This window comes from Halomonas sp. 141, from assembly GCF_002810305.1.
GTDB lineage: Bacteria > Pseudomonadota > Gammaproteobacteria > Pseudomonadales > Halomonadaceae > Vreelandella > Vreelandella stevensii.
On the sequence record NZ_PINZ01000009.1, the window covers coordinates 82,909 to 105,327 of the forward strand.

The 22,419-nt window shown below is 57.0% G+C and carries 25 protein-coding genes; 2 read left to right on the top strand and 23 right to left on the bottom strand.

Going from position 1 to position 22,419, the window contains the following annotated elements; genetic code table 11:
* Positions 1-9 precede the first annotated feature (9 nt).
* The 5 genes from CWI66_RS06545 to leuC form a co-directional block, all read right to left on the bottom strand.
* On the bottom strand, positions 10-1,791 hold the full coding sequence (locus tag CWI66_RS06545; protein WP_100731243.1) for a type IV pilus assembly protein FimV: 1,782 nt from the start codon (positions 1,789-1,791) through the stop codon (positions 10-12).
* 195 nt (positions 1,792-1,986) lie between these two features.
* The gene (gene asd, locus CWI66_RS06550; protein ID WP_016914050.1) at positions 1,987-3,099 is read right to left on the bottom strand and encodes an aspartate-semialdehyde dehydrogenase; all 1,113 of its coding nucleotides are present in this window, start codon (positions 3,097-3,099) and stop codon (positions 1,987-1,989) included.
* A gap of 128 nt (positions 3,100-3,227) precedes the next feature.
* On the bottom strand, positions 3,228-4,313 hold the full coding sequence (gene leuB, locus CWI66_RS06555) for a 3-isopropylmalate dehydrogenase (RefSeq protein WP_081192991.1): 1,086 nt from the start codon (positions 4,311-4,313) through the stop codon (positions 3,228-3,230).
* Between the two features lie 30 nt (positions 4,314-4,343).
* Complete coding sequence (leuD, locus tag CWI66_RS06560; RefSeq protein WP_016914052.1) at positions 4,344-4,991, bottom strand: 3-isopropylmalate dehydratase small subunit; 648 nt, start codon at positions 4,989-4,991, stop codon at positions 4,344-4,346.
* A gap of 3 nt (positions 4,992-4,994) precedes the next feature.
* Positions 4,995-6,446 carry a 3-isopropylmalate dehydratase large subunit gene (gene leuC, locus CWI66_RS06565; protein ID WP_096922860.1) on the bottom strand — a complete coding sequence of 484 codons (1,452 nt, stop codon included), beginning with the start codon at positions 6,444-6,446 and terminating at the stop codon, positions 4,995-4,997.
* Positions 6,447-6,615: 169 nt separating this feature from the next.
* Here leuC and CWI66_RS06570 point away from each other — a divergent pair, with 169 nt between their 5' ends.
* Entirely contained in the window at positions 6,616-7,500 is an 885-nt protein-coding gene (locus CWI66_RS06570) for a LysR family transcriptional regulator (RefSeq protein ID WP_100731244.1), read from the top strand.
* A 106-nt stretch (positions 7,501-7,606) separates the two neighbouring features.
* Here CWI66_RS06570 and CWI66_RS06575 read toward each other — a convergent pair whose 3' ends face one another.
* Positions 7,607-8,458: an SDR family oxidoreductase gene (locus tag CWI66_RS06575; protein WP_100731245.1), complete on the bottom strand. Its 852-nt coding sequence runs from the start codon at positions 8,456-8,458 to the stop codon at positions 7,607-7,609.
* Between the two features lie 91 nt (positions 8,459-8,549).
* Here CWI66_RS06575 and CWI66_RS06580 point away from each other — a divergent pair, with 91 nt between their 5' ends.
* Entirely contained in the window at positions 8,550-8,960 is a 411-nt protein-coding gene (locus tag CWI66_RS06580) for a winged helix-turn-helix transcriptional regulator (RefSeq protein ID WP_100731246.1), read from the top strand.
* Here the strand turns inward: CWI66_RS06580 and CWI66_RS06585 are convergent.
* The 17 genes from CWI66_RS06585 to CWI66_RS06665 form a co-directional block, all read right to left on the bottom strand.
* Positions 8,957-9,637, bottom strand: a complete 681-nt coding sequence (locus tag CWI66_RS06585) for an NAD(P)H-binding protein (protein ID WP_100731247.1) — start codon at positions 9,635-9,637, stop codon at positions 8,957-8,959. The genes CWI66_RS06580 and CWI66_RS06585 overlap by 4 nt on opposite strands.
* Positions 9,638-9,817: 180 nt before the next feature.
* Complete coding sequence (locus CWI66_RS06590) at positions 9,818-10,234, bottom strand: thiol-disulfide oxidoreductase DCC family protein (RefSeq protein WP_100731248.1); 417 nt, start codon at positions 10,232-10,234, stop codon at positions 9,818-9,820.
* Between the two features lie 51 nt (positions 10,235-10,285).
* Positions 10,286-10,474 carry a GNAT family N-acetyltransferase gene (locus CWI66_RS06595; protein ID WP_198517465.1) on the bottom strand — a complete coding sequence of 63 codons (189 nt, stop codon included), beginning with the start codon at positions 10,472-10,474 and terminating at the stop codon, positions 10,286-10,288.
* 237 nt (positions 10,475-10,711) lie between these two features.
* On the bottom strand, positions 10,712-11,095 hold the full coding sequence (locus CWI66_RS06600) for a DUF6979 family protein (RefSeq protein WP_100731249.1): 384 nt from the start codon (positions 11,093-11,095) through the stop codon (positions 10,712-10,714).
* Positions 11,096-11,229: 134 nt separating this feature from the next.
* A complete protein-coding gene (locus CWI66_RS06605; RefSeq protein WP_100731250.1) occupies positions 11,230-11,790 on the bottom strand; it encodes a GNAT family N-acetyltransferase in 561 nt (186 codons plus the stop codon).
* Positions 11,791-11,893: 103 nt separating this feature from the next.
* Positions 11,894-12,370, bottom strand: a complete 477-nt coding sequence (locus tag CWI66_RS06610; RefSeq protein ID WP_100731251.1) for a GNAT family N-acetyltransferase — start codon at positions 12,368-12,370, stop codon at positions 11,894-11,896.
* A 434-nt stretch (positions 12,371-12,804) separates the two neighbouring features.
* Positions 12,805-13,281 carry a pyridoxamine 5'-phosphate oxidase family protein gene (locus CWI66_RS06615; protein ID WP_232710771.1) on the bottom strand — a complete coding sequence of 159 codons (477 nt, stop codon included), beginning with the start codon at positions 13,279-13,281 and terminating at the stop codon, positions 12,805-12,807.
* A gap of 160 nt (positions 13,282-13,441) precedes the next feature.
* Complete coding sequence (locus CWI66_RS06620) at positions 13,442-14,215, bottom strand: aminoglycoside adenylyltransferase family protein (protein WP_100731253.1); 774 nt, start codon at positions 14,213-14,215, stop codon at positions 13,442-13,444.
* 40 nt (positions 14,216-14,255) lie between these two features.
* Positions 14,256-14,726, bottom strand: coding sequence for a GNAT family N-acetyltransferase (locus CWI66_RS06625; protein WP_100731254.1), 471 nt, complete (start codon positions 14,724-14,726; stop codon positions 14,256-14,258).
* A gap of 36 nt (positions 14,727-14,762) precedes the next feature.
* Entirely contained in the window at positions 14,763-15,383 is a 621-nt protein-coding gene (locus CWI66_RS06630) for a LysE family translocator (RefSeq protein ID WP_100731262.1), read from the bottom strand.
* Positions 15,384-15,413: 30 nt separating this feature from the next.
* The gene (locus CWI66_RS06635; protein ID WP_100731255.1) at positions 15,414-16,379 is read right to left on the bottom strand and encodes a 5'-nucleotidase; all 966 of its coding nucleotides are present in this window, start codon (positions 16,377-16,379) and stop codon (positions 15,414-15,416) included.
* Positions 16,380-16,456: 77 nt separating this feature from the next.
* On the bottom strand, positions 16,457-16,648 hold the full coding sequence (locus tag CWI66_RS06640; protein ID WP_100731256.1) for a transposase: 192 nt from the start codon (positions 16,646-16,648) through the stop codon (positions 16,457-16,459).
* Between the two features lie 260 nt (positions 16,649-16,908).
* A complete protein-coding gene (locus tag CWI66_RS06645; protein ID WP_100731257.1) occupies positions 16,909-19,014 on the bottom strand; it encodes a hypothetical protein in 2,106 nt (701 codons plus the stop codon).
* 350 nt (positions 19,015-19,364) lie between these two features.
* Positions 19,365-20,516 (bottom strand): IS91 family transposase, encoded by a 1,152-nt coding sequence (locus CWI66_RS06650; protein WP_100731258.1) that lies wholly within the window; start codon positions 20,514-20,516, stop codon positions 19,365-19,367.
* Complete coding sequence (locus CWI66_RS06655) at positions 20,509-21,366, bottom strand: tyrosine-type recombinase/integrase (protein ID WP_100731259.1); 858 nt, start codon at positions 21,364-21,366, stop codon at positions 20,509-20,511. The genes CWI66_RS06650 and CWI66_RS06655 overlap by 8 nt, the downstream gene beginning before the upstream one ends.
* A 231-nt stretch (positions 21,367-21,597) precedes the next feature.
* The gene (locus tag CWI66_RS06660; RefSeq protein ID WP_100731260.1) at positions 21,598-22,023 is read right to left on the bottom strand and encodes a hypothetical protein; all 426 of its coding nucleotides are present in this window, start codon (positions 22,021-22,023) and stop codon (positions 21,598-21,600) included.
* 116 nt (positions 22,024-22,139) lie between these two features.
* Positions 22,140-22,419 (bottom strand): hypothetical protein (locus CWI66_RS06665; protein WP_232710773.1); only part of this gene is annotated, 280 nt, incomplete at its 5' end.

The window sequence follows — 22,419 nt, forward strand, 5'->3', positions numbered from 1 at the left end:
CAAGCCACGTCATTTGGAGGATTTGGAAGAGTCGCTATTATCCCGACGTCGCGGCTCGAATGCCACCTCTTCGATTTCCCACTCCTCTTCAGGGGTATAGCGGGTGCGCAGCGGTGGCGGGTGCGCGTTTCCTGACAAGGAGGTCTCGGCCGCGTCTGACTCGTTAGCCTGCAGCAAGGGCGGATGATAATCGATACAGTGCGCCCGATGATCGTCCGGCACCGGTTGCGCAGGTGCCTGGGGCGTCGACAGCTCTGTAGCTTCCTCCAAGGGGCTATGCTCACCAGGCGCTTGAGCAACAGGCGTTTGGACAGCAAGCTCGTCGGTCACCGGCTCGTCAGCAGCAGACACCTGCTCATAGCGCTCGGCTACCTGTGGCGGCGCTTTCGGGATATCGAAAGGCGGTGGCTCGGCAAGGGGCGGCTCGGCCAAAGGTGCGCCAGCGGTGCCGGTGCTTTCCATGACTGGCTCGGCGCGCCGTGGGGGCGTTTCCACGGCAGCGGCGGGCGCTGGCACGTCCTCCCACTGGCGCTCGCGGCGTTTGCGTGACCACACCAGCGCCCCCAGCAACAGCGCCAGGGCGGCACTGGCCAGCGGCCACTGATAGGCCTCCAGCCGTGCGATCACCCCCGGCCCGGACGCTCCCGCACCGGCCGCCTGACCCGCGCTGGCCGCCATGGCTTCTGCGGCAGCCAGGGCATGCTGGGTTTCCTGTTGAGACGCCTGCAGCGCCTCCGTCAACGAGGCCACCTCCTGACGCAGCGCAGCCATTTCCGCCTGCATCAGGTCACGCTCTTCGAGGACGGTTTGCAGCATGGCCTGGCTTTCGCGCAGCTGTTCTGCCAGGTCGTTGAGGGTCAGCCCTGCCAGCTCGCTCTCTGTCTCGCTCTCTGTCTCGCCCTCGGCATCACCCTCGGCCAATGGGCCTTCTGGCGCGCCCTGTGGCAACTGCTCGCTCGCGGCCAGCGCCTCGTCGACCAGCACCGGCTCCTCGCCTGACGATGGCGCCGCCGCCGTTTGGCGCATGGCCTGCACCGCCTGGGATGCCTGGCTGGGGCTACGTGCCATGATTTGCTCGCGACCTGGCACCACCAGGGTTTGCCCGGCGCGAAGCTCATCCGGGTTACCGGAAGGGAACGCCGACGGGTTGGCTTCGACCAGCGCCAGTATCATCTGCTGGACACTGACCTCGGCGGGCTTGACCCGCGCCGCCACCCCCCACAATGAATCGCCGCTGGCCACATAGGCCGTTCCGCCAGGCGCCTGGGCCGCACTGGCCACGGATGCGGGCGATGGCGATGGCAATGGCGAAGAAGAGACTGCCTGTGGCGGGGCTTGTGCAGCCGTCGCGGACGGACTGACATGGCTGGCAGGTGCCGCCACCGGCGCACTGGCGATGCTCTCCGGCAGATCGAACAGCAGTGTGAACGCCTCGGCGCTACGCCCATCGGGGCCGCTGATGATCAACAACAGATCCAGCCAGGGTTCCAGCACCTCCTGATCGGTGCGCAGCACCACCCGAGCACCGCCGGGAAGGCGCTCGATCTCGGCGCGCACGCTGGCCGCCAGCGGGGTCCACTCCAGCCCCCGGGCGGTAAAGGCCGCTTCGTCAGCGACCTCCACCCGTATCTCGCCCAGCGCAGTCTCGGAGACATCCACGATGGGTGCGGAGGCATTCAGCGGTGCCTGGAGCGGTGAGTTGACCGTCACCTGCCCCAGCCCCACGGCCAACGCCAACGGGCTTACGACGCCCAGCGGCAGCCATGACCACCATGCCAGCTTGTTTTTCATTGCGGCCCCTACTGCCTGCGGTTCCCTGCGTTACATTGTGCGGAAACATTCACCCATCACAATGACTTAATTCGTTTTTATCATAACGTATTTAACATGCCGCTTGGGCCAATGCACCCTCGACACGCCTGACGGGCAAAAAAATGGGAAGCTGCGAACAGCTTCCCACTGGTTTACCTGACGGCCCGCGCTGGATTACTGCTCGCGCAGGATCTTCAGCATGCGCTTGAGCGGCTCGGCGGCCCCCCACAGCAGCTGGTCGCCCACGCTGAAGGCCGAGAGGTATTCACCGCCCATGTTCAGCTTGCGCAGCCGACCTACCGGTACTTGCAGCGTGCCCGTGGCTGCTGCCGGGGTCAGGCCCGCTACGGTGGCGTCCTTATCGTTGGGAATCAGGCGCACCCACTCGTTGTGCTTGGCAATGCGCTCTTCGATCTCGTCCAGCGGCACATCCTGCTTCAGCTTGATGGTGAACGCCTGGCTGTGGGAGCGCATGGCACCGATACGCACGCAAAGGCCATCGATGGGAATCGGGTTGTTCTGCAGTCCCAGAATCTTGTTGGTCTCGACGCTGCCTTTCCACTCTTCGCGGCTCTGGCCGCTCTCCAGCTTGGTGTCGATCCACGGCAGCAGGCTGCCCGCCAGCGGCGCAGTGAAGTTTTCCGTGGGGAAGTCGCCGCCACGCATGGCCGCAGTGACCTTGCGGTCGATATCCAGAATGGCGCTGGCCGGGTCGGCCAATTCGCTGGCCACGCTATCACGCAGGTGGCCCATCTGGTTGAGCAGCTCGCGCATGTGCTTAGCACCGGAGCCGGACGCCGCCTGATAGGTCATGGAGGTCATCCACTCGACCATATCGGCCTCGAACAGGCCGCCCAGGCCCATCAGCATCAGGCTGACGGTGCAGTTGCCGCCCACGAAGGTTTTGGCACCTTTCGCCAGTTGCGCATCGATGACCTTACGGTTCACCGGGTCGAGGATGATGGTGGCTTCGTCTTCCATCCGCAGGGTGCTGGCGGCATCGATCCAGTAGCCTTGCCAACCGCCGTTGCGCAGGTCGCCGTAGACCTTCTTGGTGTAGTCACCGCCCTGGCAGGTGATGATCACGTCCAACGCTTTCAGGTCATCCAGTGCAAACGCATCTTTCAGCGGAGGCACGTCCACGCCGATGTCGGGGCCGGGCTGGCCAACTTGAGAAGTGGTGAAAAAAATCGGCTCGATACCGTTGAAATCACCATCTTCCTGCATGCGCTGCATCAGCACAGAACCCACCATGCCACGCCATCCCACGAAACCGACTTTCAACATGTGAAGTCCTCCAACCAAGAATGAGATAAGTATTATACACAAATATCCGACACGACGTCGGCCACCCCTTGGGGCAGCCGACGTTGGTTGCTTTGCGACGAGTCGAAGCGAAGCTCTTTTTGCAAGCCTTAGGCTGAGCGTTGTGCAAAGGCCGCCAGCACTGCATCGCCCATCTCCACCGTGGAGACCCGACGGGTGCCTTCGGAAGCGATATCCGCCGTGCGCAGGCCGTCGTCCAGCACGCTGCCCACCGCCGCTTCGATGCGCTCGGCCATGGTGGGCTCATTGAGCGAGTAGCGCAGCATCATGGCCACCGAGAGCATCATGGCCAGCGGGTTGGCGACGTTCTGGCCTGCGATGTCCGGCGCGCTGCCGTGGCAAGGCTCGTACATGCCCTGCCCGCTCTCGTTGAGCGATGCAGAAGGCAACATGCCGATGGAGCCGGTCAGCATGGCGGCGGCATCGGAGAGAATGTCGCCAAACATGTTGCCGGTGACCACCACATCGAACTGCTTCGGTGCACGCACCAGCTGCATGGCGGCGTTGTCCACGTACATGTGCGACAGCTCTACATCCGGGTATTCCGGTGCCAGCCGCTCCATGACCTCACGCCACAGAATCGTCACTTCCAGCACGTTGGCCTTGTCCACCGAGCAGAGCTTCTTGCCGCGCTTCTGGGCCATCTCGAAGGCGACACGACCAATACGCTCGATTTCGCTTTCAGAGTAGATATAGGTATTGAAGCCGACCCGCTCGCCGTCGCGCACTTCGATACCCCGGGGCTGGCCGAAGTAGATGCCACCGGTGAGTTCACGCACGATCATGATATCCAGCCCGGCCACCAGCTCGGGCTTCAAGCTGGAAGCGCTGGCCAGCTGCGGGTAAAGCATGGCCGGACGCAGGTTGCCAAACAGGCCCAGGTTCTTGCGCAGGCCCAGCAAGCCCTTCTCAGGACGCCTGGAGAGGTCGTCGATCTTGTCCCATTTGGGGCCACCCACGGCACCCAGCAAAATCGCGCTGGCAGCCTTGGCTTTTTCCAACGTTGCGGCGGGCAGCGGCTCGCCGTGTACGTCGTAGGCCGAGCCGCCCACCAGGCCCTCTTCCACGTCGATGTCCAGGCCAGCATCCTGGCAGGCTTTCAACAAACGCGCCGCCTGGGCGGCAATTTCCGGGCCGATACCGTCACCGGGCAGCAGTAACACCTTATGAGTCATGCTCAATCCTTAGCACAAAAAATGGAAGACTTACGCGGGCTGACGGAACAGCCACGGGCGCTGCTGACGATGCTGCGCTTCGAAGCTGCGAATGGCCTCTTCGTCTTGCAGGGTAATGCCAATATCGTCCAGGCCGTTCAGCAAGCAGTGCTTGCGGAATTCGTCGACCTCGAATTCCAGAATCTCGCCGCTGGGCGTGATCACGCGCTGGTGCTCCAGGTCGACGTCCAGCTGGTAGCCTTCGTTGGCATCCACCTCGGCAAACAGACGATCTACCTGCTCTTCGGCCAGTGTCACCAGCAGGATGCCGTTCTTGAACGCGTTGTTGTAGAAGATATCGGCAAAGCTGGGGGCAATCACTACCTTGAAGCCAAAATCTTCCAGCGCCCAGGGCGCGTGCTCGCGGGAGCTGCCGCAGCCAAAGTTACGCCGTGCCAGCAGCACCTCGGCGCCTTGGAAGCGCGGCTGGTTCAGCACGAAATCAGGATTCAGCGGGCGCTGGGAGCAGTCCTGACCGGGTTGGCCTTCATCCAGGTAGCGCAGCTCATCGAACAGGTTCACGCCAAAGCCGGTCCGCTTGATGGACTTCAGGAACTGCTTCGGAATGATCAAATCGGTATCGACATTGGCACGGTCCAGAGGCGCGACGATGCCTTCAAAACGTTCGAACTTTTTCATGGCTCAGGCCTCCTGGGCGTGGGTGGCATCGTTGGCGGGCAAGGTACGGACATCGACGAAGTGGCCAGCAATGGCGGCCGCAGCGGCCATGGCCGGGCTCACCAGATGCGTACGCCCGCCGTAGCCCTGACGACCTTCGAAGTTACGGTTGGAGGTCGATGCGCAGTGCTCGCCAGCGCCCAGCTTGTCGGCATTCATGGCCAGACACATGGAGCAACCCGGCTCGCGCCACTCGAAGCCCGCTTCGATGAAGATCTTGTCGAGGCCTTCGGCTTCCGCCTGGCGCTTCACCAGGCCAGAACCCGGCACCACCATGGCCAGCTTGATGGTATCGGCTACCTTGTTGCCCTTGGCCACCTTGGCGGCTTCACGCAGGTCTTCGATACGCGAGTTGGTGCAGGAGCCGATGAACACCTTGTCCAGTTTGATATCGGTAATCTTCTGGTTGGCCTGCAGGCCCATGTACTCCAGCGCGCGGGAGTGGCTGCGCTGAACGGTTTCGTCATCGGCGGCCTGGGGGTCGGGCACCTGACCGGAAATACCGGTGACCATTTCGGGGCTGGTGCCCCAGCTTACCTGAGGCTCGATCTCTTCAGCCTTCAGGGTGACCACTTTATCGAAGTGGGCATCGGCATCGGAGACCAGCAGACGCCAGTCGGCCACGGCGGCTTCCCACTGCTCGGCGGTGGGCGCAAAGGGGCGCTCGGCGAGGTAATCGATGGTGGTGTCATCGACCGCAATCAGCCCCACTCGGGCACCCGCTTCGATGGCCATGTTGCACACGGTCATGCGGCCTTCCATGGAGAGCGATTCGATGGCGCTTCCAGCAAACTCGATGGCATAGCCGGTGCCGCCGGCGGTACCAATCTTGCCGATGATGGCCAGCACCACGTCCTTGGCGGTCACGCCCAGACCCAGCTCGCCTTCCACGCGCACCTGCATGTTCTTCATCTTCTGCGCCAGCAAACACTGGGTAGCCAGCACGTGCTCCACTTCCGAGGTGCCAATCCCATGGGCCAGCGCGGCAAAGGCGCCGTGGGTGGCGGTATGCGAATCGCCGCACACCACGGTCATGCCAGGCAGTGTGGCACCCTGCTCGGGGCCCACCACGTGCACGATGCCCTGGCGGGGGTCGTTGATCTTGAACTCTTCGATACCGAAGGCCTGGCAGTTGTCGTCCAGGGTCTGCACCTGAATCAACGAGACCGGGTCCTTGATGCCGCTGTTGCCCTCGGCACGCTCTTTCACCGTAGTAGGTACGTTGTGATCGGGCGTAGCCAGGTTGGCATCCAGGCGCCAGGGCTTGCGGTTGGCCAGACGCAGGCCTTCAAACGCCTGTGGCGAGGTCACTTCGTGGAGCAGTTGGCGGTCGATGTAGATCAGCGCCGTGCCGTCATCGCGCTGCTTGACCAAGTGCTGGTTCCAGAGTTTGTCGTAAAGGGTTTGACCTGACATGTGGCTCTCCTGGGCAGTGCCCTGCTAGTCGTGTTGGCGGCTTCTACGGGCCGCTCTTGTCGCGGGCGTCATGGACGATGACCCGAGTGTTACCCGACTCGCACATAAAAGCAATTCATGTTATTCATACTTTAGATTCCAAACAGGAATAGATGACCAGGGAGCCGTCATGGATACCCAAAGCCTGCAAGCCTTTCTTGCCGTGGCGCAAACCCAAAGCTTTTCCCGGGCCGCCGAGCAGCTTCACCTTACGCAGCCAGCGGTGAGTAAACGCATTGCCACCCTGGAAGAGCTGCTGGGCACGCGGCTTTTCGACCGTATCGGGCGTAAAATCACCCTCACCGAGGCAGGCAACCTGCTGCTGCCCCGCGCCCAGCGTATCCTGTTCACCGTGGACGACAGCCGCCGCGCACTGGCCAACCTTTCCGGCCAGGTGGGTGGCAAGCTCACCCTGGCCACCAGCCACCACATCGGCCTGCACCGGCTACCGCCGCTGCTCAAGCTCTACACCCAGCGCCATCCGGAAGTGGCCCTCGACCTGCGCTTCCTGGATTCCGAGCTTGCCTATCAGGGCGTGGTGGATGGCACCCTGGAAATGGCCATCGTCACCCTGGCACCCCACCCGGTGGAGCAGCTGCAGGTGGTCGAACTCTGGCGCGACCGGCTCTGCTTCGTCTGCGCCAAGGACCACACGCTGGCCCAGCGCAGCCGCACCCAGGCCACGCTGAGCCTGGCCGAATTGTGCGAGGTGAACTGCGTGATGCCCGGCGCCAAGACATTCACCCACACCCTGATCGGCCAACGCTTCCAGGCCGCCGGCCTGACCCTGCCGGTCAGCATGTCCACCAACTACCTGGAAACCCTGAAGATGATGTGCAGCGTCGGGCTCGGCTGGAGCCTGCTGCCGGAAAGCATGCTCGACAGCGAACTGGTCGAGCTGCCGGTGGATACCGCCCCCATCCACCGCCCACTGGGTTATCTGGTGCACCACAACCGCACGCTCTCCAACGCAGCGCGCCGGATGATCGAGGCACTGGAGAATGACCGCGCGTGATGGCCTGGTAGGGACGCAGGGTCAGAAACGACACTGGCCCGCGCCTTTACAAGCGTGGGCCAGCGGCACAGAAGACCTGCCTCAATGCGGGCATGTATTTCCGCGATTACGCCAGCGCCTGTTTGACAGCCTCCTCCAGCGACAGCGTGGGCCTACCCAGCAACTGGCTCAACTGACGGCTCTCATCCAACAAGGCCCCCTTGGCAACGCCCCTATCGGCATCTGCCAATACGCTAGCGAACTCCTTCGGCAGCCCCGCCTGCTGCAAAGCACTTACGTAGTCGGCTTCACTCACGTTGACGTAATCGACGCGCTGTCCGCTTTGCCGCGAGATAACGGCCGCCAGCTCGCCCAACGTATAAGCGCTGTCACCAGCCAACTCATACACGGGTTCCCTATGCTGATCGCTGGTCAGCACGATGGCCGCTGCTTCGGCGTAATCAGCCCGCCCAGCCGAGGCAATCTGCCCCTCGTCGGCACAGCCAAACAAGGCACCCTGGGCGACCGCTCCAGGAGCTCCCTGCGTATAATTTTCGGTGTACCAGCCGTTGCGCAGCAGCACATAAGGAACACCAGAGGCATGAATCAGTGCCTCGGTCTCACGGTGCTCTTGCGCTAAACCAAGCGGTGACGAATCGGCATGCAATAGACTGGTATACGCCAGTAGCGCTACGCCCTGACGCTTCGCAGCCTCGATGACCGCCCGATGCTGATCGACACGCTGGCCAATCTCGCTAGACGAGATCAGCAGCACCTTTTCAGCTCCTTGCAAAGCCGCTTGCCAGCTCTCAGGGTCATCGTAATTGGCTTGACGTACGTGTACGCCTCGCTCGGCCAGCGGCTGGGCTTTTTCCACATTCCGCACGGCGGCCACAATGCGCTCGGCAGGCACGCGCTTCAGTAGCGCATCAATCACCAAGCGGCCTAGCTGTCCGGTAGCACCCGTTACTACGATCATGTTTTCACCCTCATTCATCTGCAATGGTTGGTGAAACGCAGCGTACCCTTTAAACTAACTTTTAGTAAGTACGCACAAAAAGGTAAGTGCCATGACCCGTCACCCAACGCCCCCTTCTCAAAGCGCCAGCCATGGAGAACTTGCCAATGCCATGCGCCGTGGCGAAGTACTCGCAAAAGCCTGCCCATCGCGGCAAATTTTGAAACACGTGACCAGCCAGTGGGGGGTTTTAGTGCTGCTGGTGTTGATGAAAGGCACCCACCGCTTCAGCGAACTGCGTCGCAAGATCGAGGGTGTCAGTGAGAAAATGCTGGCACAAACGCTTCAGCAACTCGAAGAAGATGGCCTGGTAGCACGCTATGCGCACCCCGTCGTGCCGCCGCATGTGGAGTATTCACTAACGTCGCCAGGCAAAGAGCTGGGACAGCACATCGAAGCGCTAACCGATTGGATCGAACACAACCTGCCTACACTGCTTGCTGCACGCCGAAAGCCTGACTAGGCACCCACGCTCAAACGATGCAGGGCCGCATTACTTTGCACGCTGGAGGGTGTGGCCTCTTCCAGCGCTATCTTGACCATGCCCGATGCCACGGCCTCTACCGAGATAGGCCGCAGAGTAAGCGGTAGCCAGCGCGCCGCGGGCGCCAGCACGGCGCTCGCCCACGTCTCTGCCAAGCGCCCATCCTGCGGCCGCCCCAACAACAGCGAAGGCCGAGCAAAGAACACACAGGGCAACCCCAGCGCCTGAATATCCCGCTCCACTTCGCCTTTCACGCGGTTATAAAATATCGACGAGTGAGCGTTGGCACCGTACGCCGTCACCACGGCCAACCGGCTCACCCCTACCGCTTTGCAGACACGGGCAAACGCCAGCACCAACCCATGATCCACACGACGAAACGCCGCTTTACTCCCTGCCTGCTTTTTCGTGGTGCCCAGCGTTACAAATGCCATGGCCCCAGCGGGCAACAGCTCGGCAACCTCAGCTTCCAAGCGTTCGAAATCCAGCAGCGCAGGCTGAAGTTTGGACGCGTTAGCGTGGGGAAATTCACGAGCAAGATCCAGCTCGCGGCGGGTCACGACGATGACGCTTTTCACCTCATCGCGCTGGGAAAGCTGCGTCACGAGGTGTTGGCCAATGGCGCCAGTGGCACCAAGAACGATGGCGGTAGGCATGAGTGACCGTTTCCTTATGGTGTGAGTGCCTAGACACAGGTTTGCTTTCTACTGACACAGCAGGCAAAGAATGACATTGTAGCGCGTGGTAACGAGCGATTAGCGAGGCACCCGCGAGGCCGCGCCACCGATACAGAAGGCAACCCACGCCTCACCATCACCTGACTGAATACACCCGCCTCACGAATCAGGTATCGACCCCATAAACCGCGACTTCACCTCTGCTGACGGCACCATACAGGCATTTTTCTTACCAAAGAGCCGATAGCGATGCCGCGCGAACAATTTATAAGCCGCGTCCCTGATCGGTCTGGGCACTCTCTTGAGCGCACAACACAGCCGCCAAGGCCCTTTCAGGTCTTTGGCGATCTCAAGGGCGGCATCTGAGAGCACATAACACTCACTCTCCTTGATCAGCACCAGGGTGTCCGTGCCCACATCGGGGACGTTGAAGCGCTCCGTCAGCTCCTGGGCCAACTCACTCTGCATCGGGGTGAAGGCAAAGACACCCTCTGGATCTCGCTGGATGATGAAATTCACCGCGCCGTTGCAGAAATTGCATACACCATCGAATATCACGATATGCCGATTATCCATAGGCTCCTGAAGAAAGAAGGCGTTCGTTCGACATGGGTAGGTTGCCTGACACTACGGGCAACGGCGCACCATGGCAATCCGCTGCACCGGGTCGGCAAGCGCTGCCCAAGGTGCAGTGTTCCAATACCGCATGACCTCATGATCAGAAAAGATTTCCAGCAGGCTATCCAACTCATCGATGGTCAAGGGTTTGAGTACCAACCGCGCGGTTTCAATCACAGGGAAAAATAATCCTTTCAATATCAGCACTCCATTACCATATCTAGCACTGGCTGACCACAATCACCAAGTCAGTCAATTTAATCCCCTGGCATCGTTCCGGAACAAAACCGCACACGGCGCGCCACCAAGAGCAGCCACCCCTGTAGCGCGTGGTAACGAGCGATTAGCGAGGCACCCGCGAGGCCGCGCCACCGAGCAGCTATCGATGCTCAAAAATGTGATGCGTGGCGTGATAAAACACACTATCAGCGCGGTTCAAATGCTCAGCAACCCAGCACGCCACAGCGCAAGTACCACTTCGACTTGTTGGTTATGCTGTTTCGGGGCCCCTTGGACGACAATTCCCCAAAGTTGTTTTCTGGGCAAATCGGCCAAGTGCGGTTTTTCGTGAAGAAGCTTAAGCAAGTCAATCGCGTATTTTTTGTTGGAAACGGAGGTGGTGTACTTACCAGCCTCTATTCCCTCGACATAGCCTTCTTCGCATAACCCCAAAAATGCAGACCGTGGACAGCCTTTAACACGAGCAGCATGCTGATCAGGAAACATGGATGCGGCGGCCAAATTCCACGCTTCTACAGGAGAAACACCTTCCCCTGCCAAGCGAACAGCCTGTAAAGCAACATCGCCATATTTAGTCATTTTACGCCCCCCCAACTCGAATCATCATGTAGCGCGTGGTAACGAGCGATTAGCGAGGCACCCGCGAGGCCGCGCCACCAATAAAGAAGTAGGCAGTTATCCAGGCTCCACCAGCGGGCTGACACCGCCATTCGCTATGCGGGAAGATCACTGACCAAGCGCCCATACATTGCCGAGTCAGAGACAACGCCATTGACTTCCCAGCGCTGCCTTAGCAGCCCCTCTTGAGAAAACCCGAGTTTCCGTAGTGCTTTCGCTGACGCCAGGTTTTTTGGGTCAATCTCTGCTTCAATCCGCCGGAGCCCCAATGAGTTGAAGCCGTACTGAATTAACGCCTCGCCTGCCTCATGAATATACCCCTGCCCCCAGCATGAACGGCCCAACCCAAACCCGATTTCAGCCCGCTTGGACTCTTGATCGTAGCTGAACAGCATACACTTGCCGGCCAACTCACCTGTCGACTTCACATACACGCCGAGCACCAGCGACTCTTCACGGCGCATCGACTCATGACTTCCATTAATGAAATCAATGGCGTCCTGAATCGTTGCCCAAGGTGCAGTGTTCCAATACCGCATGACCTTATGATCAGAAAAGATTTCCAGCAGGCTATCCGAGTCATCGATGGCCAAGGGTTTGAGTATCAACCGCGCAGTTTCAATCACGGGGAAAAATAATCCTTTCAATGTCAGCACTCCATTTCCATGTCTAACACTGGCTGGCGACCATCACCAAGTCAGTCAATCTATCCTTCTGTAACCTGAACTTTACAGAAAATATCTATAACTTTTTTTGCATCTAAATCGCACTAATAAATCTTCCTCCTTTCACACCGTACTCGTCAAAGGTACCCACCTCCTCGAAGCCAAATTTCTGATGAAAGGCCAACGAAGCATTATTCGGCAACGCAATACCTGCAAGCGCTCTGTGCAGATCAAACGCCTCTAACGATGCAAACAACCTACCATACAGGCTACCCCCGACCCCTCGCGAGGTTGATTTTGGGGAAACATAGACACTGACTTCAACCGTTTTATCGTATGCAGGTTCAGGTCTATACTTCTGAGCGCAGCAAAATCCTAATATCTGACTATCATTTTCCGCCACCAGCATTTGACATGGCGTTTGCTCACCAAATTCATATATCCATGACTCCCTGTCACGCACAGATACAGGCTCAGGTTCGAAATAACGGGCATCGCTGTGGATAATGTAATAATTAAGTATGTCTGTTATTTCGCTGAAATCTTCCTCAATGACATGACGAATATTCATTACTCACTCCCTTGGTTTTTAATGGATGTATTGAGAGGATCACCATGCCATAAAAGCCATTCTCTCTGTACCAAAACGTACCACTTGGATTGTTGGGCTGGGAGGCGTCGACACTTCATGAAGGCGCGTTATCCGTCACCATCTGGCCAGCACTTTGTCGAGGTGCCCCCCCAACTCGAATCACCATGTAGCGCGTGGTAACGAGCGATCAGCGAGGCAGCCGCGAGGCCGCGCCACCAATAAAGAAGTAGGCAGCCATCCAGGCTCCACCAGCGGGCGGACACCGCCATTCCCTATGCGGGAAGATCACTGACCAAGCGCCCATACATTGCCGAGTCAGTCAGTTCAATCTCCTGCAACCCTCATTTTACAAGAACCAGGACGGCCTGAACGCCGAACATGCCGTTAGCACAAGAAGCACACCCAGCGCGGGATCAAGCACGTTTATGCCGGGTCACACCATAAGCGCGAAGCGCTGACTGGATTTGCGACTCCTCTGTCGTCTCGCATGGATAAAGACGGTAGCTTGGCGCCAGAATAGACCTCACCGAAAGCACATTGATGACGAAAACGCCCTGTATCGGGTAACGCTCGCCAGCTTGCTCAAGAAGTGGAGCCGCCCAGCGAGCATAGCCGGATTCCGAAGGCTTCACTTCCACAGCCGTCCCCATGACCTTGAAGCCTTTCTGAACGAACACATCAATAAAGCTCAAGCATATTTTCTGATTTACCCTGATATTCTTTGCCGAACCAGGCGATGCTATGTTCGCAACGACGATATGCTGATCATCTGCAACGGCAAAAACCTCCTTCGGCGAAACATTCGGTTGGCCACTCTCATCATTCGTTGCCAGCCAACACAGCACGCTTCGCTCGACGGCGTCACGCACTTCGTTAGTGATTGTTTTCAAAATACATCCCCCAAAGCGATCAATCAAAGTACACGAACAAACCTGACGCATCGTGCCCGAACAAAGCCGCACATGGCGCGCCACCCAGAGCAGCCCGTGGCTCGGCTAATGGGGCCAACACTGCGTGATGATTCGCGGTTACTACGCCGTACCAGGCTTTTTACGATAAAGACAAGGTTATAGCGCGCTCCATATAGCGTACCAGTGCATCAAACTCTTCTTGCCTGTCTAGCCATTGATCATCGACGACCCCCAGGTAGCCTTCCCGCGCATACTTCAATTGCGCTGCGTACCTTGAAGGAGCCCGCTTCTCCGCCCACTCTGCAGCCACATCTTTAGGCTCGATAGTGCCGGTAGAGGCTGTGAGCCACATGCGAGCCAGGGTCAAAATCACGTTACGTTCATCCCCTTGCGATTCAGCCAACAAAGTGGGCAAAGCATGTTGAATGGCCACTCGGATATCATCAATAGGTATGGAGGGGATAGCCTCTGCAGCGTTGGGGCCATGAAGCGCCAGGCCATGCTCCCTCACTTTTTTCAAGACGATGACCAGGTCAGGGTCACGGGCAGGGGCTGGTACACTGCCCGCCTCGAACTGCTCGCGCATCCATTCGCCATATACAAACTCCGCTTGCGGAGGAAATGGCCAGGGAGCGTCCCCTGAAACCGTTATCACGGTCAGCTCCAATGGCCTGATGCCATGTATATTGCCGATCGCACCGGACACGCTCATCAATTGGGCCGCCAATACCTTCCTCTGTTCGCGGCACAGCGGCTGGGCAACGGTAATAAGGATATCAACGTCGCTATCAGGCTTTAAGCCGCCTACTACCGCAGAGCCAAAGAGGTAAATACCAACAATCGACTCACCCAGCACCTTTTTTGCCACTTGCTGGGCCTGCTGCGCTTCACTGGGTATCGTTGGAATAGCCATCAAAAGGGTGGAATCCTCACGGGTAATGCGGCCATTGCCGCTAGTTCTGTAACTCCAATCCCAGAAAATGCGTTCCAGGCACGGGGTTATGCGTGACGGGTGGATGCTCCACAAACCCATATGACTTGTATAGCTTCAAAGCTGCCGTAAATTCGGGCAGTACATCCAGGCAGATTTTCTTGTAGCCACTCTCATTCGCCGCCTGCAGCACTCTATCCATTAGCATGGCCCCCCACTGGTTGCCGCGGGCACCAGGTCGGATATAGACCCGTTTCATTTCACACGTGTGGGCGTCCAGCTTCCGAAAAGCGGCGCAACCCACCGGCACACCCTCTTTTTTCAGCAGAAATATCTGTGACTCTTCAGAGGAGTACTTTTCAGCTAGCTGGCTGAACTCCTGATCATTTCCTTGAAAAGAAAGGTCCACCGACGTGCTGTCGATATACTCTTGATACAGAGCCAGCACAGCGTGTAGATCATCAGGAAATACCGCTCTCGACACTTCAGGCATGTTGCTCCCCCCAATCGGCAGTCATTTCGATCCCCTTCACTCACGGCGGGCCAATAGCAGCCCTGCCCCCGCGCTTCCCAATAACCCGGCACACACTCGATTGAACAGGCGCCGCATGGAGGGGCGCGAGAACCCGTGGCGCAATGCCTTGCCGAAGAACGCGTAACCGGCGATGGCGACCCACTCCAACATCAGAAACAGCGCCCCGAGTATCAGGAACTGAAGCCCTACGGCACCCGCAGGGTCGACAAACTGGGGCAGGAACGCGGTAAAGATCAGGATGGCTTTGGGGTTGCCCGCTGCCAGCAGGAATTCCTGCCTCGCCAGTTGAAGCAGATTCTTGCCGCCCAGCGCCTCGCTATCGCCTTCTGCCGGGTCTGCGTTCCAGAGCTGATACGCCAGCCAGAAGAGGTACAGCCCACCGGCGATTTTGACGGCGAGAAACACCTTTTCGGAGGTATGCAGCACGGTGGCCAACCCGGTAGCGGCCAATGTAATCATGCCCACAAAGGCCAGCAACCGACCAAGCCCGGCATAGCAGGCCACTCGTATGCCGTATCGCTTGGCATTCGCCATGGAGAGCAGATTGTTGGGGCCGGGGGCCATGTTCAGGGCAAAACATGCAGGTATGAATAACAGGAGCGTCATCAGGGTCATGTCGGTTCCCACCATGTAAAGTGAAAAGGGTCAGCTCCCGGCAGCCAGCTCATCTGCCTTCGCCCTGGGCTGGTTGGTGACACCAAACGGAATATGAACAGAAGGCACCACCGCACTGGCAGACTGCAAATGACCAGACTGATCATCGAAGAAGATGTGCGGCTTCAACACACCCAGCACTCTGCCCTTCTCGATGCCGCCCAGGAAAAACGCATCGTTGGCCATGACACCCCAGCTTTTCAGCGTCTTCAAGGCGCGTTCGTGGGAAGGCGCATTGCGGGCGGTAACAATCGACACGCGTATACGGTTTTTATACTCGGGGTGCTGCTGCTTGTGCGCTTCTTCCGCCGACTGGATTCTTGAAATGCGTACCAGGAACTCTTTCAGTGGCCCAGGATGGTGCGGCTGCATCACGTTCTTGACTTCATGATCATGGAAGGCCGTGAGTCCTGATGCCTGCATGACCGACTCGGATTCGTCGCCCGCCAGCACGCCATCAAAGTCAAAAGCGATGCGCAGTGTCTGGTCGTCTTCATCATCGTCAAACATGGAATCCAGCACCTGCCCCGCCGGGTGCCCGCTGCCAATGGCGGCCTCCACGTCTGGCTTGTGACCAGACAAAAATAGCGCAATGTTCAACGCGGGAATGTACTCATAGGGCGAACGCCCCTGCATGAAGATCGCCCGGGTAATACCCAGGCCGTAGTGCTCGATGGTTTTCATGACGCGCAAGCCGGTATCCGGGTCGTTGCGTGACAGCAGCACCACTTCCACCAGCGGGTCTTCCGGGCTGGGGCTCAAGTCGTTCAACGCCAGCAGCCGCTTGATAAACGGAAACGCGATGCCTTTGGGGAGCGGTACCTCAAGATTCTTTTCCTGATATTCGCGGTACTGCTCCTCCCCCTCGCGGCGAAAGACGGCATCGGATTCGCTCAGATCAAAGACCGCACTGGAGGCAACGCCAATGACCAGACGGTTATCGAGTTCGTAGGGCATGCGCTTCCTTTGTGGGTGGGTGGCTGGTGGGGCTTGGGATTAGGTGATGCCTTTTGAATAGGCAGACAGGATGATCTTCAAGATGGCGGATCATAGGCCAGCCGACCTGTCGTGTCGTTGCGATCTCCCGGATGGAAAACCGACAAGTCGATTTCATGCTCGAACAGGTAATTTAATGCGCATTCAAAATTATCTGACTGGAGCTGATCCTGATAGTTGATCACTACCATGGCGTTCTGATTGTAGTTGTAAACCTTGAAGCGTGACATGCTGACCACTCCCCATCTGTTTTCCCGAACCTACCAAAACCTGGCTGTCAAAAGGGTTTTTCTACAGCCTCAACGCCCAGTTAACCCGCAAATTACGGAGGGCGAAGCCCGGAGTGATTTGTCGGGTTCAACTGATCGTTAGAAGCACGCCCCCCCCTAGCAGCGTTGAAGTTTCTCTTAGTGTCAGGCCCGATCCGCGCCCCCCTCGCACAAACAGCTAACTGGGCAACCCCCTATATTCCGACAACCAAGCAACCTCCTCAAACATCCATGTTCAACTTTTCTTTAAATACCTTTAGTCGGCGAGAAGCGCGCTCAATAAACTGATCATAGAACAGAACCTCCGAGTATAGCTGGCCATATTGAGTTCCAGTCTGCTGGTCTACTATGCGATCCGTGGCGAAGTACCCTAAACCACTTGGAAACCTAGTGTAGTTGAACGGCATTCTGCTTTCATCCATACAGTCACCGATCAAGTAGCCGTAGAATCTCTTTATCTTCCCGCCCGATTTTGCCGCAAGAAGTCTCGAATATTGGGCAAGATCTTGTATATGTTCCTGTAGCTCAACACCAGGGGCTTTAAACTCAATGATTATCGCAGCTCCTTCCTGATTGAAAATAGCTATATCCGGACGTTTCAACCGATGATCTTTATTGTTCTTAGCAAAAAGGGCCTCTAGGCTTTCGTCTACATCTTCATCAAACAAGTTTTGGTTGCCACTCCATGGAATGCTGGCTAGCGGCTTGTCCGACGCGATGTGATCAAAGTAATGATATTCTTCATTCAAAATCCATATATCATGATCAATACCGTCACCACTATCTTTGCCTGTTGGAAAAAATACGTTGTGTATTATTTTCTCAGGCTCTCTGCGCCCGCTACTATTTGTTTGACAAGAAAGCGCCGAATCAACCGCACGCCGAAGAACCTCAAGCATTGACGAGCGCCTAACGACAAGCTGGGATAGATTCGCCATATCCATCTTTTTCATCGTGGAGGTATACTTCCACGAAAGCTCTCCAATGCGATTCCGAAAGTCATCACTTCGGGGGTCAAGCTCAAGCAACTCCTGCTTCAGATCAAAAATATCCGACGTTTCCTTTACGATGTCTTCTTGATACTTTTTTAAAACTCTCTTGGCGATATTTTCAGATGTATCGCTATAATGCACCTTGATGTTCATATCATTCAGCATTGAGCGCGATATGCCAAATCTTTCTTGTGTTGAGTCAATCAACCTATCCTTGTCAAAATCTCTTGGCGTCAATATCCCAAATACGTAATCCTCAAGCGACTCAACAATATCTTGCAACGAAAATGCGCTATCAAAATCCTCGCTCGCAGAGCATTCACGGGGGATATTGAACCCATCCCTCTGTTCATTAACCTTCTCTTCCAGCAAATCACTCTCTACAAGCAAAAGCTCGAAGTGACCATCGATCGGTCGGGCTCTGTCTTGAGGGCTCTTTAGGTAGAATTTGGTGAGCGAATACACCAAAGCAGAGTTTGCACACAAGGCCACTTCGTGCTGTTTTTGTATTAAGTCAGACTCCGGCAGCGAGTACCTCGTAACTTTCAAAGTTCCATCAACCGCAGACTCGCCGTTAGCGTGTGCACAGAGGAGCGGAAAGTCGGAAACGCTTGTTGGCTCCGGAACCTCTGACGAATTAATCTGCTCAGTGCTTGAGCCTTTGTCATCAACTTCTGTCACAGATATTGAAAAATCTCCGACGATATTTTTTAGGACGATCAGCCTCTGAAGAAAAGCCACAAATATGTAGTTGCGGATAAATTTTGCCGAGAAATCGACCCTGATTGCCTTACGGTCAAAGTGCTTTCTATAAGCCCCTTCCTGCATCCCTTGAAGGCTAACCGTAGTCTCCAGTATGCCGGAATCAGAATCTGACGCATGGAAGTCACTCTCAGATATCTCTCTAGCACCAGCCTGAATATCGAGCAGACACTTTTTGCAAACATCATCTGACAGATATCGGCTTGCGATTTTTAAACGACTGAAGTAGTGAAAGTACTGTATTCTTCCCGCACCTTTACACTTTCCAATTCCTTGGATTGCTAGATAGTCCTTGTAGGTTGAGTCTTTTGTTACAAAGGCCCTAACCTGATCATTACCAAAACCAGCACCATTATCAGTACAGGCGATGCTCAAGTCATAACCACCGTCTTCAAAGAGGCTTGCTGAAATGAATTCGATCTTAAAATCAATCGACATCAGCGGCGCGTCTGGATCCTCATTTTTACGGATTAAATATGAATCAATCGCGTTAGAAAGAAGCTCTTCAATGACAACGTACTTATTGCCACTTATGCTCGTATTCTTCAGTCCACCACGTATGTCTAGCGTCATAATCAACCTCTGCCGAACCGCTTTGCCATTTTAGCGGTCTATCAGTGAAGCATTTATTCGCCGTGCGGAGCATGGCGAATAAATGCCTGTTGGACTAAGGCGCGTCCATCAGGCGGCTATTTAATAGGGAATTGTATTGACTGACAGGTGGCCTGAGGTACCAAACGGCGCATTGGCAGGTCGGGGGGCACGCGCTCTGATCATCCGTTTCGTCATCATGTCGACACTTCCAAATCCAATTTAACCCAATGTAGCGCGTCTGATGGCTAAAATCCATCATCGGGACGAGCTTATCCATGACTCGCTAGCGAGCCGGTTAGCCAGGTCTGTTGTTGTCGTAGGGCGTTACATCATGCTCGATAGTGTTGCTCCTTGTCGTTAGGCGGCTGATCATGGAGGGGGCGCTGGGGTGTGAGCGTCCCGATCATCCGTAAGGTGGGCTGCTTGCAGTGTGGGCAGGTGTAGGTCGGCTCCGCATCGCTGGCGGCTGTATCGACATGGGGAGCCTGGTCAACCATCGCTAGCGCTCGACGGATCTGTACCAGACGTTGCCGTCGGCAGCGATTGGCCAGAAAGCCGTAATGCCGCACTCGCATCAGTCCCCTGGGCAGGACGTGGAGCAGGAAGCGACGCACGAACTCCTCGCCATCCAGAATGAGTTGCTTGTGTCGGTCGTGGTCGCGGTAATCCTTGTAACGTAGGGTCACTTGCTGGTCGTCTACGGCGAGGATACGTGCGTTGCTGATGGCGATCTGGCGCGTGTAGCGCGCCAGGTAGCGTACTACCGCCTGGGTGTGTTCAAGGCAGTCCTTGCTGTAAACCACCCAGTCAGTGGCCATCAGTGTGTTCAATTGAGCATCGACATCGCCGGGCCGGGTAACCCGGTGGAGATCGCCAGCATGGGCGGCCTTGCGCAGAGCGCTCACCATGTGCCCACGGAAGTGGCGTGACAGGGCCCGCACGGGGAACAAGTAGTTGCTTCGCGCTTCATGCCACTTGCCATCGTCACTCAAGGCACCGCCTGGAACCAGACAATGCAGATGCACATGCTGGCTCAGGTTCTGGCCCCAGGTGTGAAGCACCGCGATCATGCCCATTTCGCCGTTGAGGCGTTTTGGGTCTCGTGCAAACGTGCACAGCGTTTGCCAGGCACTCTGGAACAGCAATCGGTGAATCACCTCGGGATGAAGCTGAACCCAGCCATTAAGACTGTGCGGTAGCGTGAATACGACGTGGTAATAGCGCACCGGCAGCATATTGGCCTGCTGACGCTCAGCCCATTGCGCCATGGCGCGGCCCTGACACTGTGGACAGTGACGATCACGACAGCCAAAGTAGCGTGGCTGTACATGAGCGCAGTCAGAGCACTGTAAGACCATCCCACCCATCGCCTTCGTTCGGCAGGCCAGCAGATGGGTACACACCCGTTGGCGCTGGCGATCAAGACCGCTTGGGTCGAGAAAGCGGGTCAATGCCTGTTGCAAGGTAGCGGCCTTAGTCATGGCTCACCTCCAGGGCGGCCACCAGGTCAATATGACACTGATCTCCCCCTTGCTGGTTCGGTAGCCAGTGCAGGTAGCGCATCGTCGACTGGAGGTTACGGTGGCCCAGTAGTCGCTGGAGCTGATGGACGGGCAGGCCTTGCTCCAGAACATGGGTGGCATAGGCATGGCGCAGACTATGGATGCCACCCACCCGCTCGACCCCGGCCAGACGCTTGGCCTGGGTAAAGGCCTTCTGTGGCGCACTGGCGTGCAGGGCTTGATCGGGAAACAGAGCGCTCGGGAACAGCCATGTGACTGGCCGATAGGCGCGCCAGTAATCGCGCAAGCGATCAAGCAGGGTCACGGGTAGTAACACCATACGATCCTTGCCGCCCTTGCCCTGCGTCACACGGAGTTGGTAACGCTGGCTGTCGATGTCACTAACTCGCAGGTGGCAGACCTCGGTCACACGCAATCCGCAGCCATAGCACAGTTCGAACATCATGCGATGCTTGGCGTTTTGGCAGGCGGCCAGGATCCGCCGAACCTCGTCGCGGGTCAGCAGTTCTGGAATCCGCTGCGGTTTTTTGGGGACGGTGAGCGGCACATCAAACGACGGCCACTGCAACACGTGCAAATACAGGAACCGCACGCCGTGCAGATAGACACGGCAACTGGCGGCAGACAAACCGCGCTCCTGAACCAGATGATTGAAGAAGTGTTGCAGGTCGTCGGTACTCAACGTGTCTGGCGAACGGTGGAAATAATGTGCCAGATCAGTGACCACCATCAGGTAGGTATTGTGGGTACGTTGCGCAAAGCCACGCTGACGCATGGCCGCGATCATCTTCTGTCGCAGGGCAGTCATCGTCGTCACTCCTGTTGATTGACCCACGTGGGTCAATCAATAGTGTGGCCCGATGAGGCGAAAAACGTGATTCGTCAACAGCTACCGCGAAGCGGTTTAGTTCAACGGCCAGCGTGAGCGGCCGCGTCTTCGCGGTCCGCTCCACGCATTGGTTAGGCGCTTGGTCGTTCGACTCCTGCTCTCCCCGCCACTGGCCGAGCACGTGCGACAGTGCAAGCCTTTCGGCGCGCCCTATTTTGGCGCTCGCGGTGTGCGCTTCGTGGCACGGAACTTCGACTCCGCCCTGGCGATCAGCCACATACCAGCCGCCATACATGAGAGGAAGCCAATGGAGGCAAACACCTGGGCCACTCCTTCCGGCACCCATTCACGAACCGCGACCACCGCGCCAAGCAAAAGGGATATTACGGAGCCGCCTAGCGCTGCTAGGAAGCCAATGACATACCAAGTGACCCTTCTTACATCTGCAACTTGGTCCGCGTCGTATGCAAGGACTACTTTCAGGCCGTCATAGGCGAGGTTCCCAGCGATCGCGAGCAGCACGAATAACACGAAGGTCGCGTGAGTCTCATAGGCAAAGCTCAATAGCCACAGGTAGCCAAAGACAACGACAACCCAGGCGACGCACCAGAAAAGCTTGTGACCGAATTTTTCCATACGTGCTTCCGACTATTCTTGGGCCTAACGCCCGCCTAAACGGCGAGCAACTTGTTGCGAGTCCAGCGCCCGCAGGGCGCGATGTTTAAGGCGTTTGTTATGTGCATGACTATCCATTAAACGCCTTGCCTTGCTCTTGTGATAGCAGCTTCTACAGCTGATAATGCTTGAGGGCTATTTTTCCAGCACGTTGTTCTAAGCATTGAGGCAACCATACCAGCAATTTCCTTTGCATCATGAATTGCCAGTTTTTCAAAAGAATCTATACCTACCTCTTCAAAACGCTTAATTACCGTAGGGCCAACACCTTTTACTTGAACCTGAATCCGTGAAGCCGGCGCCGACACTTTCCCTATCACCGCCAGCGAGCACTTTTTGATCATTCGCCCCGTGCAA

Excerpts from the sequence above, each read along its gene's own strand:
- CWI66_RS06545 (WP_100731243.1), bottom strand. The coding sequence starts at position 1,791 with ATGAAAAACAAGCTGGCATGGTGGTCATGGCTGCCGCTGGGCGTCGTA.
- asd (WP_016914050.1), bottom strand. The coding sequence starts at position 3,099 with ATGTTGAAAGTCGGTTTCGTGGGATGGCGTGGCATGGTGGGTTCTGTG.
- leuB (WP_081192991.1), bottom strand. The coding sequence starts at position 4,313 with ATGACTCATAAGGTGTTACTGCTGCCCGGTGACGGTATCGGCCCGGAA.
- leuD (WP_016914052.1), bottom strand. The coding sequence starts at position 4,991 with ATGAAAAAGTTCGAACGTTTTGAAGGCATCGTCGCGCCTCTGGACCGT.
- leuC (WP_096922860.1), bottom strand. The coding sequence starts at position 6,446 with ATGTCAGGTCAAACCCTTTACGACAAACTCTGGAACCAGCACTTGGTC.
- CWI66_RS06570 (WP_100731244.1), top strand. The coding sequence starts at position 6,616 with ATGGATACCCAAAGCCTGCAAGCCTTTCTTGCCGTGGCGCAAACCCAA.
- CWI66_RS06575 (WP_100731245.1), bottom strand. The coding sequence starts at position 8,458 with ATGATCGTAGTAACGGGTGCTACCGGACAGCTAGGCCGCTTGGTGATT.
- CWI66_RS06580 (WP_100731246.1), top strand. The coding sequence starts at position 8,550 with ATGACCCGTCACCCAACGCCCCCTTCTCAAAGCGCCAGCCATGGAGAA.
- CWI66_RS06585 (WP_100731247.1), bottom strand. The coding sequence starts at position 9,637 with ATGCCTACCGCCATCGTTCTTGGTGCCACTGGCGCCATTGGCCAACAC.
- CWI66_RS06590 (WP_100731248.1), bottom strand. The coding sequence starts at position 10,234 with ATGGATAATCGGCATATCGTGATATTCGATGGTGTATGCAATTTCTGC.
- CWI66_RS06600 (WP_100731249.1), bottom strand. The coding sequence starts at position 11,095 with ATGACTAAATATGGCGATGTTGCTTTACAGGCTGTTCGCTTGGCAGGG.
- CWI66_RS06610 (WP_100731251.1), bottom strand. The coding sequence starts at position 12,370 with ATGAATATTCGTCATGTCATTGAGGAAGATTTCAGCGAAATAACAGAC.
- CWI66_RS06620 (WP_100731253.1), bottom strand. The coding sequence starts at position 14,215 with ATGGCTATTCCAACGATACCCAGTGAAGCGCAGCAGGCCCAGCAAGTG.
- CWI66_RS06625 (WP_100731254.1), bottom strand. The coding sequence starts at position 14,726 with ATGCCTGAAGTGTCGAGAGCGGTATTTCCTGATGATCTACACGCTGTG.
- CWI66_RS06630 (WP_100731262.1), bottom strand. The coding sequence starts at position 15,383 with ATGACCCTGATGACGCTCCTGTTATTCATACCTGCATGTTTTGCCCTG.
- CWI66_RS06635 (WP_100731255.1), bottom strand. The coding sequence starts at position 16,379 with ATGCCCTACGAACTCGATAACCGTCTGGTCATTGGCGTTGCCTCCAGT.
- CWI66_RS06640 (WP_100731256.1), bottom strand. The coding sequence starts at position 16,648 with ATGTCACGCTTCAAGGTTTACAACTACAATCAGAACGCCATGGTAGTG.
- CWI66_RS06645 (WP_100731257.1), bottom strand. The coding sequence starts at position 19,014 with ATGACGCTAGACATACGTGGTGGACTGAAGAATACGAGCATAAGTGGC.
- CWI66_RS06650 (WP_100731258.1), bottom strand. The coding sequence starts at position 20,516 with ATGACTAAGGCCGCTACCTTGCAACAGGCATTGACCCGCTTTCTCGAC.
- CWI66_RS06655 (WP_100731259.1), bottom strand. The coding sequence starts at position 21,366 with ATGACTGCCCTGCGACAGAAGATGATCGCGGCCATGCGTCAGCGTGGC.
- CWI66_RS06660 (WP_100731260.1), bottom strand. The coding sequence starts at position 22,023 with ATGGAAAAATTCGGTCACAAGCTTTTCTGGTGCGTCGCCTGGGTTGTC.